The 19,297-nt window shown below is 68.8% G+C and carries 17 protein-coding genes and 1 pseudogene; 12 read left to right on the top strand and 6 right to left on the bottom strand.

Going from position 1 to position 19,297, the window contains the following annotated elements:
* Window position 1 precedes the first annotated feature (1 nt).
* The gene (locus C998_RS0104640; protein WP_018869693.1) at window positions 2-781 is read left to right on the top strand and encodes a 16S rRNA (uracil(1498)-N(3))-methyltransferase; all 780 of its coding nucleotides are present in this window, start codon (window positions 2-4) and stop codon (window positions 779-781) included.
* A 22-nt stretch (window positions 782-803) separates the two neighbouring features.
* Here the strand turns inward: C998_RS0104640 and C998_RS0104635 are convergent, their stop codons facing one another.
* The 6 genes and pseudogenes from C998_RS0104635 to C998_RS0104610 form a co-directional block, all read right to left on the bottom strand.
* Complete coding sequence (locus tag C998_RS0104635; protein ID WP_018869692.1) at window positions 804-1,337, bottom strand: hypothetical protein; 534 nt, start codon at window positions 1,335-1,337, stop codon at window positions 804-806.
* 28 nt (window positions 1,338-1,365) lie between these two features.
* Window positions 1,366-7,050 carry an Hpt domain-containing protein gene (locus C998_RS0104630; protein ID WP_018869691.1) on the bottom strand — a complete coding sequence of 1,895 codons (5,685 nt, stop codon included), beginning with the start codon at window positions 7,048-7,050 and terminating at the stop codon, window positions 1,366-1,368.
* Between the two features lie 60 nt (window positions 7,051-7,110).
* A pseudogene (locus C998_RS0104625) lies at window positions 7,111-9,084 on the bottom strand (methyl-accepting chemotaxis protein); the annotation flags it as partial.
* Between the two features lie 54 nt (window positions 9,085-9,138).
* Complete coding sequence (locus C998_RS0104620; protein WP_018869689.1) at window positions 9,139-9,717, bottom strand: chemotaxis protein CheW; 579 nt, start codon at window positions 9,715-9,717, stop codon at window positions 9,139-9,141.
* On the bottom strand, window positions 9,714-10,079 hold the full coding sequence (locus tag C998_RS0104615; RefSeq protein WP_018869688.1) for a PleD family two-component system response regulator: 366 nt from the start codon (window positions 10,077-10,079) through the stop codon (window positions 9,714-9,716). The genes C998_RS0104620 and C998_RS0104615 overlap by 4 nt, the downstream gene beginning before the upstream one ends.
* Window positions 10,080-10,127: 48 nt before the next feature.
* The gene (locus C998_RS0104610; RefSeq protein ID WP_026279473.1) at window positions 10,128-10,550 is read right to left on the bottom strand and encodes a PleD family two-component system response regulator; all 423 of its coding nucleotides are present in this window, start codon (window positions 10,548-10,550) and stop codon (window positions 10,128-10,130) included.
* Between the two features lie 129 nt (window positions 10,551-10,679).
* On the opposite strand from C998_RS0104610, the gene gshB reads away from it, so the two are divergent.
* From gshB to C998_RS0104555, 11 genes are all read left to right on the top strand, one after another.
* The gene (gene gshB / locus C998_RS0104605) at window positions 10,680-11,627 is read left to right on the top strand and encodes a glutathione synthase (protein WP_018869686.1); all 948 of its coding nucleotides are present in this window, start codon (window positions 10,680-10,682) and stop codon (window positions 11,625-11,627) included.
* On the top strand, window positions 11,624-12,685 hold the full coding sequence (locus C998_RS0104600; protein WP_018869685.1) for an FAD:protein FMN transferase: 1,062 nt from the start codon (window positions 11,624-11,626) through the stop codon (window positions 12,683-12,685). The genes gshB and C998_RS0104600 overlap by 4 nt, the downstream gene beginning before the upstream one ends.
* Entirely contained in the window at window positions 12,682-13,062 is a 381-nt protein-coding gene (locus C998_RS0104595; protein ID WP_018869684.1) for a NusG domain II-containing protein, read from the top strand. The genes C998_RS0104600 and C998_RS0104595 overlap by 4 nt, the downstream gene beginning before the upstream one ends.
* Window positions 13,063-13,064: 2 nt before the next feature.
* Window positions 13,065-13,613 (top strand): Gx transporter family protein, encoded by a 549-nt coding sequence (locus C998_RS0104590; RefSeq protein WP_018869683.1) that lies wholly within the window; start codon window positions 13,065-13,067, stop codon window positions 13,611-13,613.
* Complete coding sequence (locus tag C998_RS0104585; protein ID WP_018869682.1) at window positions 13,588-14,541, top strand: energy transducer TonB; 954 nt, start codon at window positions 13,588-13,590, stop codon at window positions 14,539-14,541. The genes C998_RS0104590 and C998_RS0104585 overlap by 26 nt, the downstream gene beginning before the upstream one ends.
* A gap of 67 nt (window positions 14,542-14,608) precedes the next feature.
* On the top strand, window positions 14,609-15,187 hold the full coding sequence (locus C998_RS0104580) for a YqgE/AlgH family protein (protein WP_018869681.1): 579 nt from the start codon (window positions 14,609-14,611) through the stop codon (window positions 15,185-15,187).
* A gap of 4 nt (window positions 15,188-15,191) precedes the next feature.
* On the top strand, window positions 15,192-15,593 hold the full coding sequence (gene ruvX, locus C998_RS0104575) for a Holliday junction resolvase RuvX (RefSeq protein WP_018869680.1): 402 nt from the start codon (window positions 15,192-15,194) through the stop codon (window positions 15,591-15,593).
* The gene (pyrR, locus tag C998_RS0104570; RefSeq protein WP_018869679.1) at window positions 15,583-16,104 is read left to right on the top strand and encodes a bifunctional pyr operon transcriptional regulator/uracil phosphoribosyltransferase PyrR; all 522 of its coding nucleotides are present in this window, start codon (window positions 15,583-15,585) and stop codon (window positions 16,102-16,104) included. Before ruvX ends, pyrR begins: the two co-directional genes overlap by 11 nt.
* Complete coding sequence (locus C998_RS0104565; protein WP_018869678.1) at window positions 16,101-17,111, top strand: aspartate carbamoyltransferase catalytic subunit; 1,011 nt, start codon at window positions 16,101-16,103, stop codon at window positions 17,109-17,111. Before pyrR ends, C998_RS0104565 begins: the two co-directional genes overlap by 4 nt.
* The gene (locus C998_RS0104560; RefSeq protein WP_018869677.1) at window positions 17,108-18,400 is read left to right on the top strand and encodes a dihydroorotase; all 1,293 of its coding nucleotides are present in this window, start codon (window positions 17,108-17,110) and stop codon (window positions 18,398-18,400) included. The genes C998_RS0104565 and C998_RS0104560 overlap by 4 nt, the downstream gene beginning before the upstream one ends.
* Entirely contained in the window at window positions 18,397-19,293 is an 897-nt protein-coding gene (locus C998_RS0104555) for a dihydroorotate dehydrogenase electron transfer subunit (RefSeq protein ID WP_018869676.1), read from the top strand. The genes C998_RS0104560 and C998_RS0104555 overlap by 4 nt, the downstream gene beginning before the upstream one ends.
* Window positions 19,294-19,297 lie beyond the last annotated feature (4 nt).

Genomic DNA, 19,297 nt, shown 5'->3' with positions numbered 1-19,297 from the left:
CATGCGCTGTCCCCGTCTGCTGATCGAGAATGCCGATCTCGCGGCGGGGCTGCGTCTGCCGGCACCGGAGGATCGGCTGCATTACGCCACCCGGGTTCTCCGGCTGAAAGACGGCGCCGCGTGCCGGGTATTCGACGGTCGCGGCAATGAATTCGACGCCCGCCTGGAGACCACCGGTCGCCGGGCGGGCGTTTTTCGTCTGGCAGAGCGCGCCGCCGAACCTACCACCCCGCGCTTTCCGGTCACCCTGTGGCAGGGCATCGCGCGCGGCGATCACATGGACCTCGCCCTGCAGAAGGCAGTGGAACTGGGCGTGTCGCGGATCCGGCCCGTCTTGTGCGAACGCAGTCGTTCGGCCGGCGGGCACAAGGGTCTGGACCGGCGCCAGAGTCACTGGCGGGGGGTCATTGCGGCGGCCGCGGAGCAGTGCGGCCGCAACGAGCTGCCGGTGCTGGAAGCGGTCTGCGAGCCCGACGAGATACGGGCAGGCGAGACCCCCGAACCCGGGGGTGGCGACCTGGCCCTGCTGGCCGACGAGGCCGGTGTCCCGCTCTCCCGGGCCATTGCATCAAACGAGGCCTCCGGACCCGACAGCGCCAGCCTCCTGGTGGGCCCGGAAGGGGGGCTGACGGATGCGGAACGCGACCTCGCGCGGGACAGTGGTTTCCTTCCGGTCCGCACCGGGCCACGCACCCTGCGCACCGAAACCGCGGCCATGGCGATGCTGACTCTGGTTCAGTGGCGCTTCGGCGATCTCGAGCCGCCGGACGCGGCAGGCTGACGCGGGCGGCTGACGCGGCCGTTCAGCCCACAGGCGTATCCGCTGTGGTCCCTGAACCGGCCGCCCGCTCTCGCGCGCCACCTTGCGGCAGCTCCCGCAGACGGGCTTCGATCGTATCCAGCCGCAACAGGTGCGTAGTCACGCCCGATGCCTTGACCCGCCATGACCACGGCGTGGTCTCCACACCCTCCAGGGCGAAGATGTTCTGCGGCGTGATGCGCACCGGGTGCGGTGTCCCCCGCACCTCCAGGGCGTAATACGGCAGGCTGTCCGGCTCATCGGCACCCTGCAGGACCAGCAGACGCGTGAATCTGCGGTGGTCCTCACCGGTGTCACGCGCCGGATCCAGCAAGTGGTTGACGTTGATCACCGGGATCTGCAGCTCGTTCCAGGTCAGGGGCGCCGCCAGCCACGGCAGTTCGGCCGACACCTCGTCTTCCTCAAGGCTGGAACCGGGTCGCGTGGTGACCTCCAGGAGCGCACTGCGCGGCAGCAGGATCGAGCCTGCTTCCAGCTGGACGATCACTGCCTCGACGCGCTCTTCGCTTTCGCTCATCGTTCTCCTCCGCGACCGGTGACCCGGGTCATGCCGGCGCCCCTTCCAGCTGATGCTCGATCTCGTTGAGCAGGTCGTTTTCGAGGTAAGGCTTCCCGAGATAGCCGTTCACGCCCAGACGCATGGCCCGCTCGCGGTGCTTCGAGCCGCTGCGCGAGGTGATCATGATGATCGGTACGTCGCGGAACTCGGGATGTTCGCGCACATGAGCAGCGAACTCGAAACCGTCCATCCGCGGCATCTCCACGTCCAGCAGGATCAGGTGCGGCCGGCGCTCGTCCAGCAGGGTCACCGCGTCCAGACCGTCGCGCGCGGTCACCACCTCAAAGCCCCGGCGGGTCAGCAGACGGGCCGTCACCTTGCGGATGGTGATCGAGTCATCGACCACCATGATGCGCGTGGTGCTGCTTTCGGGCTCGACGGCCCCGGCCTCGGCACCGGGTGCCACGGTTGCGAACCGCATCAGCATGCTCAAATCCAGGATCAACATCACCGACCCGTCGCCCTGCAGCGTGGCCCCGGCCACGCCCGGGATCCGGCTGAGCACCGGACCGACCGACTTGACCACCACCTCCTGGCTGCCCGCCAGGCCATCCACACGCAACGCGACCTTCTGCTCGTCCGTACGTACCAGCAGCAGCGGGAACGGCTCGTCCGGGAGCGGGTGGACCCCGGCCTGGGTCTCGATACCGAGGATCTCGCCCAGGGAATGCAGGGCGTATTCCTGTCCCACATAGCTGTAGGTCGGCGCCGCCCCGGATTCGTCGATCTCCTCGCGTCGCGCACGTACGACGCCCTCGACCGAGGCCATCGGTACGGCAAAGGTTTCCTCTCCGACCTGCACCAGCAACGAATGGCTGATTGCCAGCGTAAACGGGAGCCGCAGGGTGAAGCGCGACCCGGAACCCGGGATGGAATCGATGTCCAGCGTTCCACCGAGCTGTTTGACCTCGGCATTGACCACATCCATGCCCACACCACGCCCGGCCACATGGTTCACCGATGCGGCGGTCGAGAACCCGGACTGCAGGATCAGCTGCAGTGCCTGATTGTCGCTCAGTTCGGCGTCCGGCGTGATGACTCCGCGGTCGATGGCCTTCGCCCGTACCACTTCCGCATCGATTCCGCCGCCATCGTCGGCGACTTCCATGCGAATCTCGCTGCCGGCCTGCTCCAGGGTCACCGTGATGTGACCTTCCCGCGGCTTGCCCCGCTCTTCCCGCTCGTCGGGCGTCTCGATGCCGTGCGCGACGGCATTGCGCAGCAGGTGTTCCAGCGGCGCCACCAGCCGTTCCAGCAGGGCACGGTCGAGCTCGGAATCCTGGCCCACGAAATCCACCCGGACCTCGCGCTGCATGTCGTCGGCTGCCGCGCGCACCACACGCCGCAGGCGTGGCGCCATGCGAGCAAACCGGACCATGCGCTGCCGCATCAGCTGGTCCTGCAGCTCGGTACCCACACGCTTTTCCTGCAACAGCACGCCGCCGGCGGTCCGGAGTTCGTCGTCCACCTCCTGCTTGAGGCTGTCGAGGTCACTCACACTCTCCGCCAGCGCGCGCGAGAGCTGCTGGATCCCGGAGTAGCGGTCCATCTCCAGCGGATCGAAATCCACCTGCTCCTCGCCGGTTTCCTGCTCCACCCGGAACAGCACCTGCGCTTCGGTTTCGATCTCGAGCTTGCGCAGCTGTTCGCGCACCCGCGTGATGGTCCGGTCCAGCTCCTCGATCTGGTTTTCAACCCGGCCCACCGTCTGTTCGAAGCGCCGGTGGAAGGTCGCCAGCTCGCCGGCATTGTTGACCAGGCTGTCGAGAACTTCGGCGTCCATCCGCACCTGGTCCTGCAGCTTGCGGCTGGCGGGCTCCGCCTCATTCGCCGGGGCGGCGGTGTCATCCGCCGTCACCTCGTCGGCGTCGCGTTCGCCGGTGGCTTCGTCAGCCTCCTCCGGCTCCTCCGCTCCCTCCTCGACGCTCCAGTGCCTCAGCCCCGACAGCTCCCGGCTTTGGCTCTCGTCCGTCTGCCATGGCCCGACGCCGCGCTCGACCAGGCCCTGCACCTCCACCAGCGCCTTTTCCGCGGCATCAAAGAATGACGGGCGCGGATCCTGACCGGCTTCAGTCTCGACCCCGAGCGCGGTCTCCAGTGCGTGGGCGATGGCACCCACCACGGTGAAGCCCGCCATGCGGGCGCTCCCCTTCAGGGTATGGACTTCCCGCTGGAAGGCCTCCTGGTCAGGACCGGGGCGGCCGCCGGCCTCGCGCCAGGCCGCCAGGGTGTGGAAGGCCTGCTCGAGAATGTCATGAGCCTCCTCGATGAAGACCTCGCCGAACTCCGGATCGATCTCGTCTTCCGTCGGCGGGGGCGCTGCGGCGGCAGGTACCGACTCGGACTCTGGCTCTGGACCTGGCTCCGGCTCTGGCTCCGGCTCTGGCTCCGGCTCTGGCTCGGACTCGGACTCCGGCTCGCCCGTGACTTCGGCCAGCGCCTCCGCTTCCAGCCCCCCGGAGGTTCGGTTCCAGCGATCCTGGGCATCGGCGAACAGGTCCTCGACCTCGTTCACCCATTCCGGTGGCGTCTCCAGCCGGGCCACCGGAGGTGGCACCGGCGATTCGACCACCGCACCGAGGTGGTCGGCCACTCGACGCAGCAACTCGATGGCCTGCGGGCCCAGCGGCTCCTCCATCTCGCGGTGAAGATGTACCAGGTTTTCGAACGGACGACAGACCGAATGCGCGGTCGAGACGCCCGCGGTTCGCGCGCTGCCGTGCAGGGTATGCAGGGCACGCTCCAGCCCATAACTCGGCGGACGCGGCGGGCCGGCTTCGGCTTCCTCGAGCCACGACCGAACCGTGTCCAGATGGCTGCGGGCCTCGGCCGAGAAGACCTCCCACAGCTGCGGATCGATCACCGGCTCCTCCGCCGGCGCTTCGTCCTCGACCGGCAGGACGTCGAGTACATAACCTTCTTCCTGGTCCGCGTCCGGCCACTCCTCGGCAAGACCCGGCTCCGGCGCGGATTCGCCCCCCGGGAGCGGAGACTCGAGCTCGATCACCGAGTCGTGCTCGGCTTCGGCTTCGGCTTCGGCTTCGGCTTCGGCTTCGGGCTCGGGCTCGGGCTCGGGCTCGGGCTCCGGCTCCGGCTCCGGCTCCGGCTCCGGCTCGCCGGGAGCATCCAGGGCATCCATGCTGCGCGCCAGGGCCGCCAGATCGTCCTCGGCGCCGGCCGCAGGAGCGGCCGGGGCCGGCTCTGCGTCCGTGATTGCCTCGGCGGACTCGCCGGCGGCCAGGGCATCCAGGCGCAGGACGATGTCGAGAATCGGCGTTTCCGGTCCCTTCTGGTCACGTACCTCCGCCACCAGCCCCGGAAGCACCGACACCGCATCGCCCACGGCGGAGAGCGTGTCTCCATCCGCCTGGTCGGTCCCTTCGAGCAGCCGGTTGAGGAAGGACTCCACCACCCAGGCGAACTCGCCCAGCCGCAATGCCCCTGCGAGGCGACCGGAGCCCTTCAGCGTGTGGAAGGATCGACGCACGATGGAAAGCGTATCCATGTCGCCCGGTGCCGAACGCCAGATCGGGTACTGCTCGTCGAGGCTCTGGATTTCTTCCTCGGCCTCCTCCAGGAAAATATCGAGGATCTCCGCGTCCGCGTCCGGCCCGAGGACCTGCTCCTGGAGGACGTCCTCGTCGAAGGTCAAACCACCGGGGCGTTCCGCGAGCGAGGCACTGACCGGCGCTTCGTCCCGCGCGGTGGGCAATTCGCGCTCGGGCTCGGGCTCGGGCTCGGGCTCGGGCTCGCCGGCAGGTTCCTCGCTCGCCCCCTCTTCAGCCAGCTCGGGACCGGACGAGGCTTCGGCATCCGGTGCCGACGACGAAGCCGGCGTGATGTCCTCTTCCGAAAGTTCGAGATCCGGTACGGCATCCCGTTCGGCCGGCTCCGCCGCGCTGTCCGACGCCTCCGGAACATCGAGATCCGGGATCGGAACCGGCTCTCCGTCAGCCGACTCCGGCCGTTCGAGCTCGGCCGGTTCCTCCATTGGGGATTCCGGAGCCGGCGCAGTATCCTCGGATGCCCCCAGGCGCAGCAGGGCACTGCGACCGCGTTCATGCACACTGTCGAGTTCGCGCCAGGGCTGCCCGGACGATTCCAGCGCAACCTCGATCGAGCTGAGCACCTCCGCCAGTGCATCCACTGCATCGGGTGCCAGATCCGCCGCGGTCATCCCCTCGCGGTCATCGAGGAAACGCAGCAGGGGATCGATCAGGGAATGCAGGCTGCGGAAGCCCCCCATGGAAAGCGCGCCCCGCGTGCGATGCAGGGCGTCACGCGCCTCGTCGAGGCTGCTGGCATGGGCGTCGCCCGACAGAAAGCCCATGAGGTTTTCCCGGACCCGACGAACCTCCACCAGCGATTCGCGGTACAGCGCCTCCGCCAGCTTCCGGTCGTAGGCCGCCTCGCCGCTGGCGGTCTCACGTTGGCCTTCCAGGCCCGATTCGACGATGGACTCCAGCGCGAGCAGATGCTGCGCCAGCTCCATCTCCAGACGTTCGTCGTGGTGGGCCAGACGCGTGGGTTCCAGACATTCGTCCAGGGCCCGGGTGTGGTGCTCGCCCTGCTCCAGCCCCAGCATGCGCATGGTGGCGCCGATCCGGCGAACCTGTTCGCGCAACGGTTCGAGGTCGCCCGCCTCGCGGGTCGCGGAACGAATCAGCACGTCCAGGCGTTCGCGGACCTCTCCGAGATCATCCTCCAGGGCCGCACGCAGCTTGTCGAAGACTTCGCGCCCCAGACCGCTGGATGCGCTCTCGTCCCGAGCATTCAGGTCATCGAGGTGAAAGACCTCGCGCACCGCGCGCGTCTGTTCGGTATCCGCCTCGGCCCTTGCCACGTGGAACAGGAGGGTCTTGATGATGTCGACGGGGGCTTCGTAATCGAGGTCGTCGGCCTGGCCGCCCTCGCGCAGCTGATTGGACAGTGCATTGAGGTAGCGACCCAGTTCGCGATCGACACGCCCCACCAGACGCCGGATGTCGTTGTTGAGCTCGACCCCGCCGCGCGCCAGACCCTCGAGCAGGGCGCCGGCCACCCAGAAAAGACGCCGGAAATCACCGGCCGGGACCGCCCGCACGACCTCGCGCGCGACCTCGTGCAGCCGCTCCGCGGCCGCCGCGGCGTCCACGCCCTTCACCAGTCCCAGCAGGTCTCGCTGAAAACTGCGCCGGGCCTGCTGCAGGGTCCGCAGGCGCTCGGCCGGCGACAGTCCCTCTTCCGGCTCGCCCATGCGCGAATCATCGACGTCGTCGAAATCGGGCATCAGTTCGGCGACGTCCATGAGCATGCTCGCTCCGCGGACGCTGCGGAGTTCGTTGAGCAGCGGGAGCAGCACCATCGGAGACGGCAGATCGGCGGCATCGCCGTGTTCGAGATAGTCGGGGAGCTGCAACGCGGCGCGCAACAGTGCCTCGGTGGTCGCGGCCGATGCGGACTCGCCGCTGCGCAGATGCTCCAGCACCGCGAGCATCTCGTCGCACACCTTCACGACGCTTTCGACCTGCACCATCACGAGCGTGCCGCGAATCTGGCGCACTCGTTCGTAGGCCCGGTCCAGCGAATCCACGCTGGTCGGGTCGTCGGAGTATTGGCGCAGGGCTTCCTGGACCTCGCCGAACAGCGCGTCCAGCTCGTCCCGAACCCAGTTCAGTGCACTGGCAACCATTGCGTGGCCCGGCCGTTATCCCTGCGTTCCTGAACGACCCGTGTCGTCCTGGTCCGAAGCCGGCAGCTTGAAGTCCGCGACCGAGGACTGCAGTTGCTGCGACAGCTGGGCCAGGTCGTCGATGGAGGCCGCCGTGGTATGCGTGCTTTCGGTGGTTTCGGTGGTGATCTCGCGGATCTGCGCCATGATGGACGTCACGTTCTTCGCCATTTCGGCCTGCTGATGGGCCGAGGAAGAAATGCCGTCGATCAGGCCGGCGAGGTCGTTGGAAACCTGCTCGATCTCGGACAGCGCCTCGCCCGCCGCCTGGGCCATCTCGGCCCCGGAGACCACGTTGGCGGTACTCTGTTCCATCGAGCTGACGGCCTCGCTGGTATCCGCCTGGATCGCCTTGACCAGTCCCTCGATCTGGCGTGTCGCGCTACTCGAGCGTTCCGCCAGGCGCTGGACTTCGTCGGCCACAACGGCGAACCCTCGCCCGGCCTCGCCGGCCGCCGAGGCCTGGATCGCCGCGTTCAGCGCCAGGACGTTGGTCTGTTCGGCGATGTCGTTGATCAGGCCGATGATATCGCCGATCTCCTGCGAAGATTCGCCGAGACGCTTGATCCGTTTTGCCGTCTCCTGAATCTGTTCGCGGATCGAATCCATGCCCTCGATGGAGCGGCGCACGGTGGCGGCCCCGCGCGAGGCGATCTCCACGGAGTTTCGCGCCACCCCCGCAGACTGCCCCGCGTCCGAGGCCACCTTGTCGACCGACTGCGCCATCTCGTCGATCGCGTCGTTCGCCTGCTGGATCTCCCGGGTCTGCTGCTCGGCCTTCTCGGCCAGCCCCAGCACCTGGGCGCGGCTGTTCGCGGCCGAGTCATTGATATCGTCCGCCACACTATTGATGGTGGCGACCAGCGTACGCAGGTTCTCGATCGCGAAGTTCATCGAGTCCGCGATCGCGCCGGTGAAGTCCTCGGTCACCGTCGCATTCACGGTGAGGTCCCCGTCGGCCAGGTTCATCATTTCGTCGAGCAGACGCAGGATGGCCTGCTGGTTACGCTCGTTCTGAGCCTCGGTTTCCGCCAGTTCGCGACGGGTGTCGCGATACAGGAACAGGCCCAGCGCAAGCAGGAACACCAGTGACAGGAGACCGAAGGCGAAACCGGCCAGGGCAATGAAACCGGCCTGGTCCGCCCTTTCCGTCAGGGCGGTCTCCAGATCGCCCGTCGCCTCCAGCATGTCGCCGGAACCGGCTTCCACGTCCGCCGCCGCGGCGTTCACCTCGAAGACCCGAGAAGAGGTTTCGAGCACGCCCTCGACCGCCTCGCTGAAGGCGATGAACAGGGTTCCGATCTCGTTGAGCATGGCCTGGGTTTCGGCATCATCCACGGCCTCGATGCCCAGCGGCGCGAAGCCTTCGATCAGTCCGTCCAGCACCCGCCCGAACAGGGTGGCGTCCCGTTCAAAACGTTCGATCGCGGTCGCGGCACGGGCACCGCCCTGCAGCACCTCGTTCAGACTGTTGCCGATCCGCTGGATCAGCATGGTCTGGCGCGCGGCCACGTAGATCTGGTCGGGGTCCTCGCCAATCTCCGACATGCGCCGCACCACGCTGTCGGACAGCCGGGCCAGCTCGGGGGAGAACTCGTTCACGGCTTCGGAGAATTCGGTGACTTCCTCGATGGCATCACGCCCATGGAGGATCGTGTTCACGTTGTCGCGATAACCGCTCCACTCGCCCTGAACCTGTTCCAGGTCGGCTTGCAGGTCGTCCGGCAGCGGCCCCAGGCCTTCGCGACCGTCGCGCAGTTCCTCGAGGTTGCGGTCGAACGCATCGCGGAGTTCGCCGATCTGTTCGAAGGCACGCTCGGAACCGGCTGCGGCCTCCAGCGAGCCGGTGGCCAGCCGCTGGGACAGCAGACGCATGTCGTTCGCCAGCGCGATCCGGTCGCGGTACTGGCTCTGCTCGTATTCATGCAGGGTGAACGCGACGCCCGTCCCGATCAGAGAGACTACCAGCAGCCCCCCGAGCAGGAGGTTGCGCATACGACGACTCAATCCCATAAAGCGTTGACTCCCTGTGACAGTGATGCCGCCCCGTCAGGAGGCGACCGCCTGCTGTTGACCTTCGGCCGGTTCCGCCGTCTCGAGCCCCGCGAACCGTCCGGTATCGTTCAGTAGCCGATTGAGATCCAGCACGGGGTGGAGCCGGTGGCCCAGATCGAATCCCCCCGTAACAAACGGACGTGCCGCCTCGGGCACGTCCACTTCCAGGCGCCGCTGATGCGGGGCACAGTTACGCATGCCCTCTACCCGGCTCACCAGCAGCCCGGCCATGCCCTGCCCCTGCGGAGCCACCACGATGCGCTGGCGCGAGCTGTCACCGGCGAGGGATTCGCCCAGCAGCAGCCGCCCCAGGTCGAACACCGGGAGCACCAGGCCACGCAGATTGCCGACCCCCAGCACCATGGGATCGGCCAGCGGGACATGGGTCAGGGACATGGGATCGGTCACTTCCGAGATCGCTTCCATGTCCACAAGGAAGCGAAACTCGCCCACGGCCAGGAGCACGCCGCGCCAGCCGGATGAAGAATCGCGCTGGTACTCCCGGTTTACTCGCCGGCTCTCGCGATCCAGGCTCGCGAGCAGCGCAAACGGCGTGGAAGTATCGACCTTCATGCCGACAGATATTTCTCGATCGTCTGCAGCAGGGTGTCCTCGGTGACCGGCTTGGTGATGTAGTCCCGCGCCCCCTGGCGCATGGCCCAGACGCGGTCGGTCGCCTGGTCCTTGGTGCTGACCACCACCACGGGGACGTTGGCGGTCTCTTCCTGCCTGGAGAGTTCGCGCGTGGCCTGAAATCCGTTCAGACCGGGCATCACGACGTCCATCAGGACCAGGTCGGGCACCTGGGCCCGCGCGGTCTCGACACCTTCCTCCCCGCTGGCCGCCGTGGATACCGAATACCCGTTCTTCTCGAGCATCGTGCGCAGGACGTGGATCTCGGTGGGGGAGTCGTCAATGATCAGGATACGGGCCATGGCGTTCTTCTTTCCTGGGTTGGTGCACGCGATTCACTCGCGATGGATTCATTCCGGGGTGCCCTGGTGCGCATACTTGCGCATGGCATCCAGGAGGTCGTCCCGCGTGAAGGGCTTGGTGAGATAGTCCTCCGACCCCACGACACGCCCCTTGGCCTTGTCGAACACGCTGTCCTTGCTGGACAGCATGATGACGGGGGTCTCCCTGAACTGTTTGTTGTTCTTGATCAGGGCGCAGGTCTGATACCCGTCCAGACGGGGCATCATGACGTCGATGAAGATGATGTCGGGGCGGGAATCGGCCACCCTCGAGAGGGCCTCGAAGCCGTCCACCGCGGTTTCCACCGCGGCACCGTGCTTCTGCAGCAAGGATTCGGCGGTGCGCCGGATCGTCTTGCTGTCGTCGATCACCATGACCTTCACTCCCTGAAACTCGGTGGCCGAGTCGGCTTCCGCTGGCGCGTCAGACACCTTACCCCCCCTAAGGCTATATGCAGGCTCGAATCTAACGAAGTCCCGCGGGATACACAAACATCGAGCGGTAATATTGCTCCGCGTGGCATACTCGACTGACACGGATCACGAAAAAGGCCCGTTATCGTGCCCCACAACATCGCCATCATCATGGACCCCGTCACGGGGATCAAGCCGGCCAAGGACACGACCTTCGCCATGATGCTCGCCGCCCGGGCCCGGGGTCACGCCGTGCACTATCTCGAAATGAACGATCTGTGGGTGGAAGACGGCCGCGCCATGGGACGCAGCCGTCCGATCGAGGTTCGGGACCGGGCCGAAGCGTTCCACGAACTGGGGACGGAAACCACCGCCCCGCTGGATCGCTTCGATGTCATCCTGATGCGCAAGGATCCACCGGCGGATGCCGAATACCTGTACGCCACCTACACGCTCGAGCTGGCGGAACATGCGGGAGTATGCGTATCGAACCGGCCACAGGGGCTGCGCGACATCAACGAGAAGGCGTTCACGGCGCTGTTTCCGGACTGCACCCCGCCGACGCTGATCACCCGCGACCGCGCCCGCATCCGCGCATTCCTCGAGCAGCACGGCGATATCGTGGTCAAGCCGATGGACGGCATGGGCGGGAGTTCGATCTTTCGCATCCGCGAGGGCGACCCGAACACTTCGGTGATCCTCGAGACCATGACGGCCTTCGACCGGCGCACGATCATTGCACAGCGCTTTCTGCCGGAGTTCACGGCCGGTGACAAGCGCATCATCATGATCCATGGCGAACCCTTCGGACACGCCCTGGCCCGCATCCCGGCACCCGGTGAATCGCGCGCCAACCTGGCGGCCGGGGGCCGGGGCGAAGCCGTGCCACTGACCGCGCGCGACCGCGAGATCTGCGAGCGCGTCGGGCCGGAGCTGCGGCGGCGCGGCATCCACTTCGCCGGACTGGACGTCATCGGGGAATCCCTGACCGAAATCAACGTCACCTCCCCGACCGGCGTGCGCGAGCTGGACGCGGCCTGCGATGCGGACCTCGCCGGCCGCTACATCGATTTCGTGACGGGGGAAACTGCATGAATCCGCGCCGAACCCTGTTTTTCCTGGTCCTCACAGCACTGATCGCGATGCTGCTGGTGGCCTGCGAACGCAAGCCGGAAACCGAGCAACTGCAGTTCCGGGCCTTCGGCACCCTGGTCGAGGTCGCGGTCGCCCCGGCCGGGGAATATGACCTCGCCGAGATCGAACGCGAGCTGCAGGCGGAGCTCGACATCCTGCATGCCTCCTGGCACGCCTGGGAAGAAGGTTCGCTCGGACGCACCAACCAGCTGCTGCCGCTGCAACGCGAATTCAGCGCCCCGCCCTCGGTGCTGCCCCTGATCGAACAGGGCCAGGCGGTGGAAGAAGCCACCGACGGCCTGTTCAACCCGGCGCTGGGACAGCTGATCGCGGCCTGGGGCTTCCATCAGGATGAACCCGCCGGCCCGCCCCCGGATGCCGACACGCTCGCCGAGCTGCTGGAGGACCCGCCGTCGATGGGGGACATCGAACGCAACGGGGTCCGCCTGACCGGGCACCACCCGGACCTGCAGCTGGACTTCGGCGGACTGGCCAAGGGCGCGGCCGTGGAGCGCGCGCGTGACCTGCTGGCCGACCTGGGCGTGGAGGCGGCCATCGTCAACGCCGGCGGCGACCTGATGACGCTGGGCCGGCCCGCCGGCCGCGACTGGCGCATCGGTATCCGCCACCCGGACGGGGGCACCCTCGGCGGCATCGAACTGGGCGGAGGCGAGGGCCTGTTCACCTCCGGGGACTATGAGCGCGGTTACGAACACGAGGGCGAACGCATCCACCACGTGATCGACCCGCGCACCGGCCGACCGACCGAGGGCGTGCGCTCCGCGACCGTGCTGCATGGGGACGGCGGCCTGGCCGATGCGGCGGCCACCACCCTCATGATCGCCGGCCCCGAACACTGGCCGGAATACGCCGCCCGGCTCGGGATTGACCACGCCCTGGTGGTGCTCGCGGACGGTCGCATCGAGGCCACGCCGGCGATGGCCGCGCGCGTCGAGATCGGGGAGCCCCACCCCGAGCCGGAGGTCCGCGAACGGCCGGAGGCCGGCTCCACACCGTGAGGGTTCCGGGCCTGCGCTGGGGGGACGCGGTCATCGCCGCAACCGGGGCCGGACTGGTCGTGACCGCCTTCATCCTCGCCTGGAACCCCGACGCGGGGACCGGGGCCCGCAGCCTGGTCATCACCCAGGCCGGCGAGCCCGCGCGCCGGGAGCCTCTGGAAGGCCCGCGCGAACTGCGCCTGCAGGGCCCCGCCGGGACTACCCGTGTGGAGATCGAAACCGGGCGCGCGCGCTGCGCGGAATCCCCCGGCACGCAGAACATCTGCGAGGGGGCCGGCTGGCTCTCCACCCACGGCGACATGGCCATCAGCCTGCCCAACCGCCTGACCCTCCGAGTGGAGGGCGCCGAACCCGCCTGGGACAGCATCCACTACTGACCGTGGACGTCGACCGCCCCGCCTCCCGCCGCGATCGCCAGATCGCTGCCCTCGCCGCCATCGCCATCGGAATCCAGATCCTGGAAGCCGCGATCCCCGGTCCCGTCCCGGGCATCAAGCCGGGGCTGGCCAATATCGTGACCCTCGTCACACTGCTCACGCTCGGCTGGCGCGCCGCGGTCGCCGTCACCCTGCTGCGGGTGGTCGGCAGCAGCCTGCTGCTGGGCACCCTCCTGAGCCCCGCCTTCTGGCTCTCGCTGACCGGCGCCCTGGCCGCTCTCGCCGCGCTGGCCCTGCTGGCGCCGTTCGCCCCGCGACATGTCGGCGCCACGGGGCTGGCCATCGCGGCCGCCATGGCGCATGTCACGGGGCAGTTCCTGCTCGCCTGGCTGGTGATCATCCCGCACCCGGGCCTGCCCCTGCTTCTGCCACCCCTGTGGCTGGCCGCGCTGATCGCCGGCGCCGCCACCGGTATACTGACCGCCCACGTACTTTCCGATCCCCGGATCCAGCGCCATATCCGCCATGCCCGCCCCCCAGGACCAGCCTGAGCGCCCGGTGCCGACGCCCCCGTCGGAACACGCCGCCGCACGTCCGAACCATCTCGCCACGATGGTCTTCCTGGCGGTGCTGGCCCACGGGCTCGTGATCCTGGGCATCGGCTTCACCGTGGACCTGCCCGACCCCAGCCCGCGCGAGCCGCTGGACGTTACCCGGGTTGCGGACCCCGAGGCCGCCGCGCCACCCCCCGAGGAAGTCGAGCGCATCGCCGAAATCGACCAGGAGGCGAGCGCCGAAGACCCCGAAGACCAGGAAGCCACCGCCCCCGAGGCCGCAGGCGAAGGCACCGGCGAACCCGGCCCCGAAGGCGTGGAGGCCCCGCTGCCGGAACCCGGTCCGCTGGTGGCGCAACCGTCGCCCCCCGAACCCGAACCGCAGCCGGAGAGGCCCGAAGCCGAGGAATCGCCGGAACCGGCCCCGCCCGAGGTCGCCGAACCGGAACCGATCGAGACCCCCGAGGCCGAGCCGCGCCCGGATGCCGCCACCCTGATGAACCGCGGACTGGAGAGCGCCCGCGCGGCCCCGGCGGAGGAACGCCAGAGCTTCGCCGCACGCGGCCAGCGCACCCGCTATCTCGACAGCCTGTCGGCGCGCAGCGCACCGGAGGCGGCCTATCTCCAGGCCTGGATCGACAAGGTCGAACGCGTCGGCAACCTCAACTACCCGGACGAGGCCCGGCGTCAGGGGCTTTCCGGCAGCCTGGTCCTGTCGGTCCGCCTGAACCCGGAAGGCGAGCTCATGGACGTCCAGGTCGCGCGCAGTTCCGGCGAACCCGTGCTCGACGAAGCCGCCATCCGCATCGTGGAACTGGGCGCCCCCTACGCCCCGTTCACCGAGGCCATGCGCGAGGAATACGACGAACTGGTCATCACCCGTACCTGGGCCTTCCGCCGCGACGAAGTCCGGCAGGTGCGCTGATCACCGGCGTACCCCAAACCCGACACGGTGATTGATCGCAGCCCGGCACAAGCCGATACTGGAACCCATGGATACCGCAAGCTCAGGCACTCTGGAATCGAGCCTGCGCGATCAGTTCCTGATCGCCATGCCGTCCCTCAACGACGGGCTGTTCAGCCACGCCGTGGCCTACGTGTGCGAACACGACGCGGAAGGCGCGCTGGGGCTGGTGATCAACCAGCCAACGGAACTCACGCTGCGCGACCTGCTGCAGCACGTGGAGCTGGAGCCGAGGGACGACCTGCCGGAGCTGCCGGTGTTCCGCGGCGGGCCGGTACAGCCGGAGCACGGGTTCGTGCTGCATTCCTCGGAGCAGCAGTGGCGCGCGACCCAGCCGCTGACCGATCAGGTCAGCCTGACCACCTCGCGTGACATCCTCGAGGCCATCAATGCCGGCGAGGGTCCGCAGCGGGTACTGATCACCCTGGGGCATGCCGGCTGGGGCCCCGGACAACTGGAAAGCGAGCTGGGCGAGAACGCCTGGCTGACCGCCCCTTCGGATACGGGGATCCTGTTCGAGACGCCGCCGGCGGAGCGCTGGTCGCGCGCGGCCGAACTCATCGGCATCGACGTCAACCTGATCAGCTCGGCCTCCGGGCACGCCTGAGCCGGTGGCCTTCCTGGCGTTCGACTACGGGCGCCGCCGCATCGGCGTGGCGGTGGGCGAACCGCTGACCGGTTCGGCGCGGGGCCTGGTCACGCTGGCCGGCGGGTCGCCGCCGCCGTGGCCACGCATCGACGCGCTGGTCACGGAATGGCGCCCGGAGGGGTTCGTGGTCGGCTGGCCCACCCAGGCGGACGGCCAGGCGACCCCGCTGGGCCCGGCCATCCGCGAATTCGGTGCGGCGCTCGAAGCGCGCTTCGGCAAGCCGGTATACTGGTCGGATGAGCGCCTGAGCTCGCACCTGGCCCGCGACCGCAGCCGGTCGGGCCGCAACGACCCGGGGCTGGATGCCCATGCCGCGGCCGTCATCCTCGAAGGCTGGTTTCTGGAGAATGCCCATGACGCCTGAAGTCCCCACCCTGCTCGACGACATGGCCGCGCGGACCCGCGAGCTCCTCGAAGCCCGCGGGATCGAGTCCCCGATCGTGGTCGGCATCCATTCCGGCGGTGTGTGGATCGCCGAACATCTGCGCGAGCGCCTGGGCATCCAGCGTCCGCTGGGCAAGCTGGACATCAGTTTTTACCGCGATGATTTCTCGCGCATCGGCATGCATCCGCAGGTGCGCCCCTCGGAACTCCCGGAGGACCTGGACGGCGAACACGTGCTGCTGGTGGACGATGTCCTGTACACCGGCCGCACCATCCGCGCCGCCCTGAACGAGTTGTTCGACTGGGGCCGCCCGGCCTCGGTCTCGCTGGTCGTCCTGGTCGAGCGTGACGGCCGCGAACTGCCGGTGTGTGCCGCGGTGGCGGGCGCCCACATGGAGCTGGGCCTGGCCGAGCAGATCAAGCTGCGCGGTCCCGAGCCGCTGAGCCTCGAACGCGTGGCGGTGGAGCCCCCGGAGGGCACTGACGGATGACGGAGCTGCCTGCCGCGCACACCAGCCGCCTGCCCCAGCCCGGTCCGCTCCCCAACCGCCTGCAGCTGACCGACGAGGGCCAGTTGCGGCACATGCTCACGATCGAGGGGCTGAACCGCACGCTGCTGACCGAGATCCTGGATACCGCCGAATCGTTCGCCAACATGAACGAGAAGGCGGTGAAGAAGGTCCCGCTGCTGCGCGGCAAGACCATCGTGAACCTGTTCTTCGAGGCCAGCACCCGTACGCGCACCACTTTCGAACTGGCCGCCAAGCGGCTGTCCGCCGACGTGCTCAACATCAATGTCAGCACCTCGTCGGCGGTGAAGGGCGAGAGCCTGCTGGACACCCTGCGCAATCTGGAGGCGATGAACGTGGACATGTTCGTGGTGCGCCACGAAGAGAGCGGGACCGCGCATTTCATCGCCCGCCACGCGGCCCCGGGAATCAGCGTGCTCAACGCCGGCGACGGGCGCCACGCCCATCCCACCCAGGCCCTGCTGGACATGTTCACCATCCGGCGGCACAAGGGCGACTTCACCAAACTGAAGGTCGCGATCGTCGGCGACATCCTGCACTCGCGGGTGGCGCGCTCGCAGATCCACGCCCTCAACATCCTGCAGACCGGCGAGGTGCGGGTGGTCGCGCCGCGCTCCCTGCTGCCGGCGGATGTCGAGCAGCTGGGCGTACATGTGCACCATGATCTGGACAGCGGGCTGCAGGACGTGGACGTGGTCATCATGCTGCGCCTGCAGCGCGAACGCATGGAGCACGCCCATCTGCCGTCCGAGCACGAGTATTTCCAGCGCTTTGGCCTCACCGCCCGGCGCCTGCAGCTGGCCTCGCCCACCTGCCTGGTGATGCACCCCGGCCCCGCGAACCGTGGCGTGGAGATCGAATCCGCGGTCGCCGACGGCCCCCACTCGGTGATCCTGGAACAGGTGACCTACGGGATCTCGGTGCGCATGGCCGTGATGTCCATGGTGATGGGGGCCCATCAGTCATGAGCGTGGTCATCGAGAACGTCCGCATCCTCGATCCCGCCGACGGTTTCGATGCGGTGGGCGACCTGTGCGTGCAGGGCGAGGAGATCCTCGCCCGCGGCAGCACCCCGGAGGGCTTCGAGCCGCGCCGGCGTATCGACGGCAGCGGCCTGTGGGTGTTTCCGGGGCTGGTCGATCTGGCCGCCCGTACCCGCGAACCGGGCGAGGAGCACAAGGCGACCATCGCCTCGGAAACCCGCGCCGCGGCGCGCGGCGGTGTCACCACCCTGGTCATGCCGCCGGATACCCATCCGCCGGTGGACTCGCCGGCGGTGCTCGAGCTGATCACCCGCCGCGCGCGCGAGGCCTGTGGCGTGCGGGTGTACGCCCTGGGCGCCCTGACCCACGGGCTGGAAGGCCAGCAGCTGGCGGAGATGGCCGCGCTGGTGCGCGCCGGCGCCCCCGGGGTCAGCAACGGGCAGCGTCCGCTGGCCAGCCTGCTGGTGCTGCGCCGCGCGCTGGAATATGCCAGCACCTTCGATCTGACCACCGTGCTGTCGGCCCAGGATCCGGCGCTGACCGGCTCCGGCTGCGTGCACGAGGGCCCGGTGTCCACCCGCCTGGGGCTGTCCGGCATCCCGGAGGCCGCGGAGACCGCCGCGCTGGGCGCGATCCTGGCGCTGGTGGAACAGACCGGGGCGCGGGTGCATGTCGCGCGGCTGTCCACGCGGCGGGGCGCGGAGATGATCGCCAAGGCACGCAGCGACGGCCTCCCGGTCAGCGCCGACGTGGCCGCCCACCAGCTGTTCCTCACCGAGGTCGACGTAGCGGAATTCAATCCCGACTGCCACGTAATCCCGCCGCTGCGCAGCCAGCGCGACCGCGACGGGCTGCGGGCGGCCGTGGCCGACGGGAGCATCACCGCCATCTGCTCCGATCACCAGCCGCATGAAGCCGACAGCAAGCTGGGGCCTTTCGCCGACACCCTGCCCGGCATCGCCGCGCTGGAAACGCTGCTGCCCCTGACCCTGCGCCTGGTGGAAGACGGCCTGCTGACCCTCGAACAGGCCCTGTCACGGGTCACCACCGGCCCCGCGGAGGTGCTGGGACTGGAACATGGCCGCCTGACGCCCGGCGCGCGGGCCGATTTCGTGCTGTTCGACCCGGGCGCGATCCACGACCTCCGGCGGGATCAGTGGCTCAGCGCCGGCCACAACACCCCGTTTTTCAACTGGACGTTCGGCGGCGAGGTCCGCGAGACCTGGGTCGCCGGACGCCCCACCTGGACCCGCCCCGGCGAGGACGACGCATGAGCCCGCAGCACCCGCCGCATCGCGGCACCCTGTTCGAAGAGTCCGCCCGTATCCTGGCGCATGAAGATGCGGGCAGTGGCCAGTGGATCCTGCGGGTCGAGGCCCCGGAATGCGCGCGACGCGCGCAGCCCGGGCAGTTCGCCCACATCCAGTGCTCGCCGCGCCTGCCGATGCGGCGGCCGCTGTCGATCCAGCGCGTCGACCCCGACGCCGGCTGGGTGGAATTCCTGTACAAGACAGTGGGCGACGGCACCCGGGCGCTGGCGGAACAGCCCGTGGGGCGCAGCCTGCAGGTGCTGGGGCCGATCGGCCGGCCGTTCACGCTGCACCCGGAGCGGCCGCGGCGCCTGCTGCTGGGTGGCGGCGTCGGCATCCCGCCGATGATCTTCCTCGCCGACCGTCTGCGCCAGCAGGGCGAGGCGGGCACAACCCGCGCGATCCTGGGATCCGAGGTCCCGTTCCCGTTTCGCCCGCGGCCGTCGCAGATCCTGTGGCCGGGGCTGCCGGACGGCGCCATCGGCACGCTGCCGCTGCTGGAGGACTGGGGCATCTCCTGCCGCCTCACGTCGAAGGCCGGGATTCCGGGGGCGTTCGATGGCTTCGTCACCGACCTCGCGCGCGCCTGGCTGGACGGACTGGAGCCCGCCGAACGCGGGGAGGGGGAGATCTTCGCCTGCGGGCCGCACCCGATGCTGGAGGCCTGCGCCGAACTGGCCGCGGACTTCGACCTGCCCTGCCAGGTGTCGCTGGAGGAATTCATGGCCTGCGCGGTGGGCGGCTGTGCCGGCTGTACCGTACCGGTGCGCACCGGCGAAGGCGTGGCGATGAAACGGGTCTGTGTCGACGGGCCGGTCTTCGCCTCCGCCGACGTCTTCCCCGAACCGGCCCCGTAACGGG

The sequence above is a fragment of the Thioalkalivibrio sp. ALgr3 genome, from assembly GCF_000377325.1.
Lineage (GTDB): Bacteria > Pseudomonadota > Gammaproteobacteria > Ectothiorhodospirales > Ectothiorhodospiraceae > Thioalkalivibrio.
The sequence above is the reverse complement of the archived record's forward strand: the minus strand, read 5'-3'. Positions and strand labels throughout refer to the sequence as shown.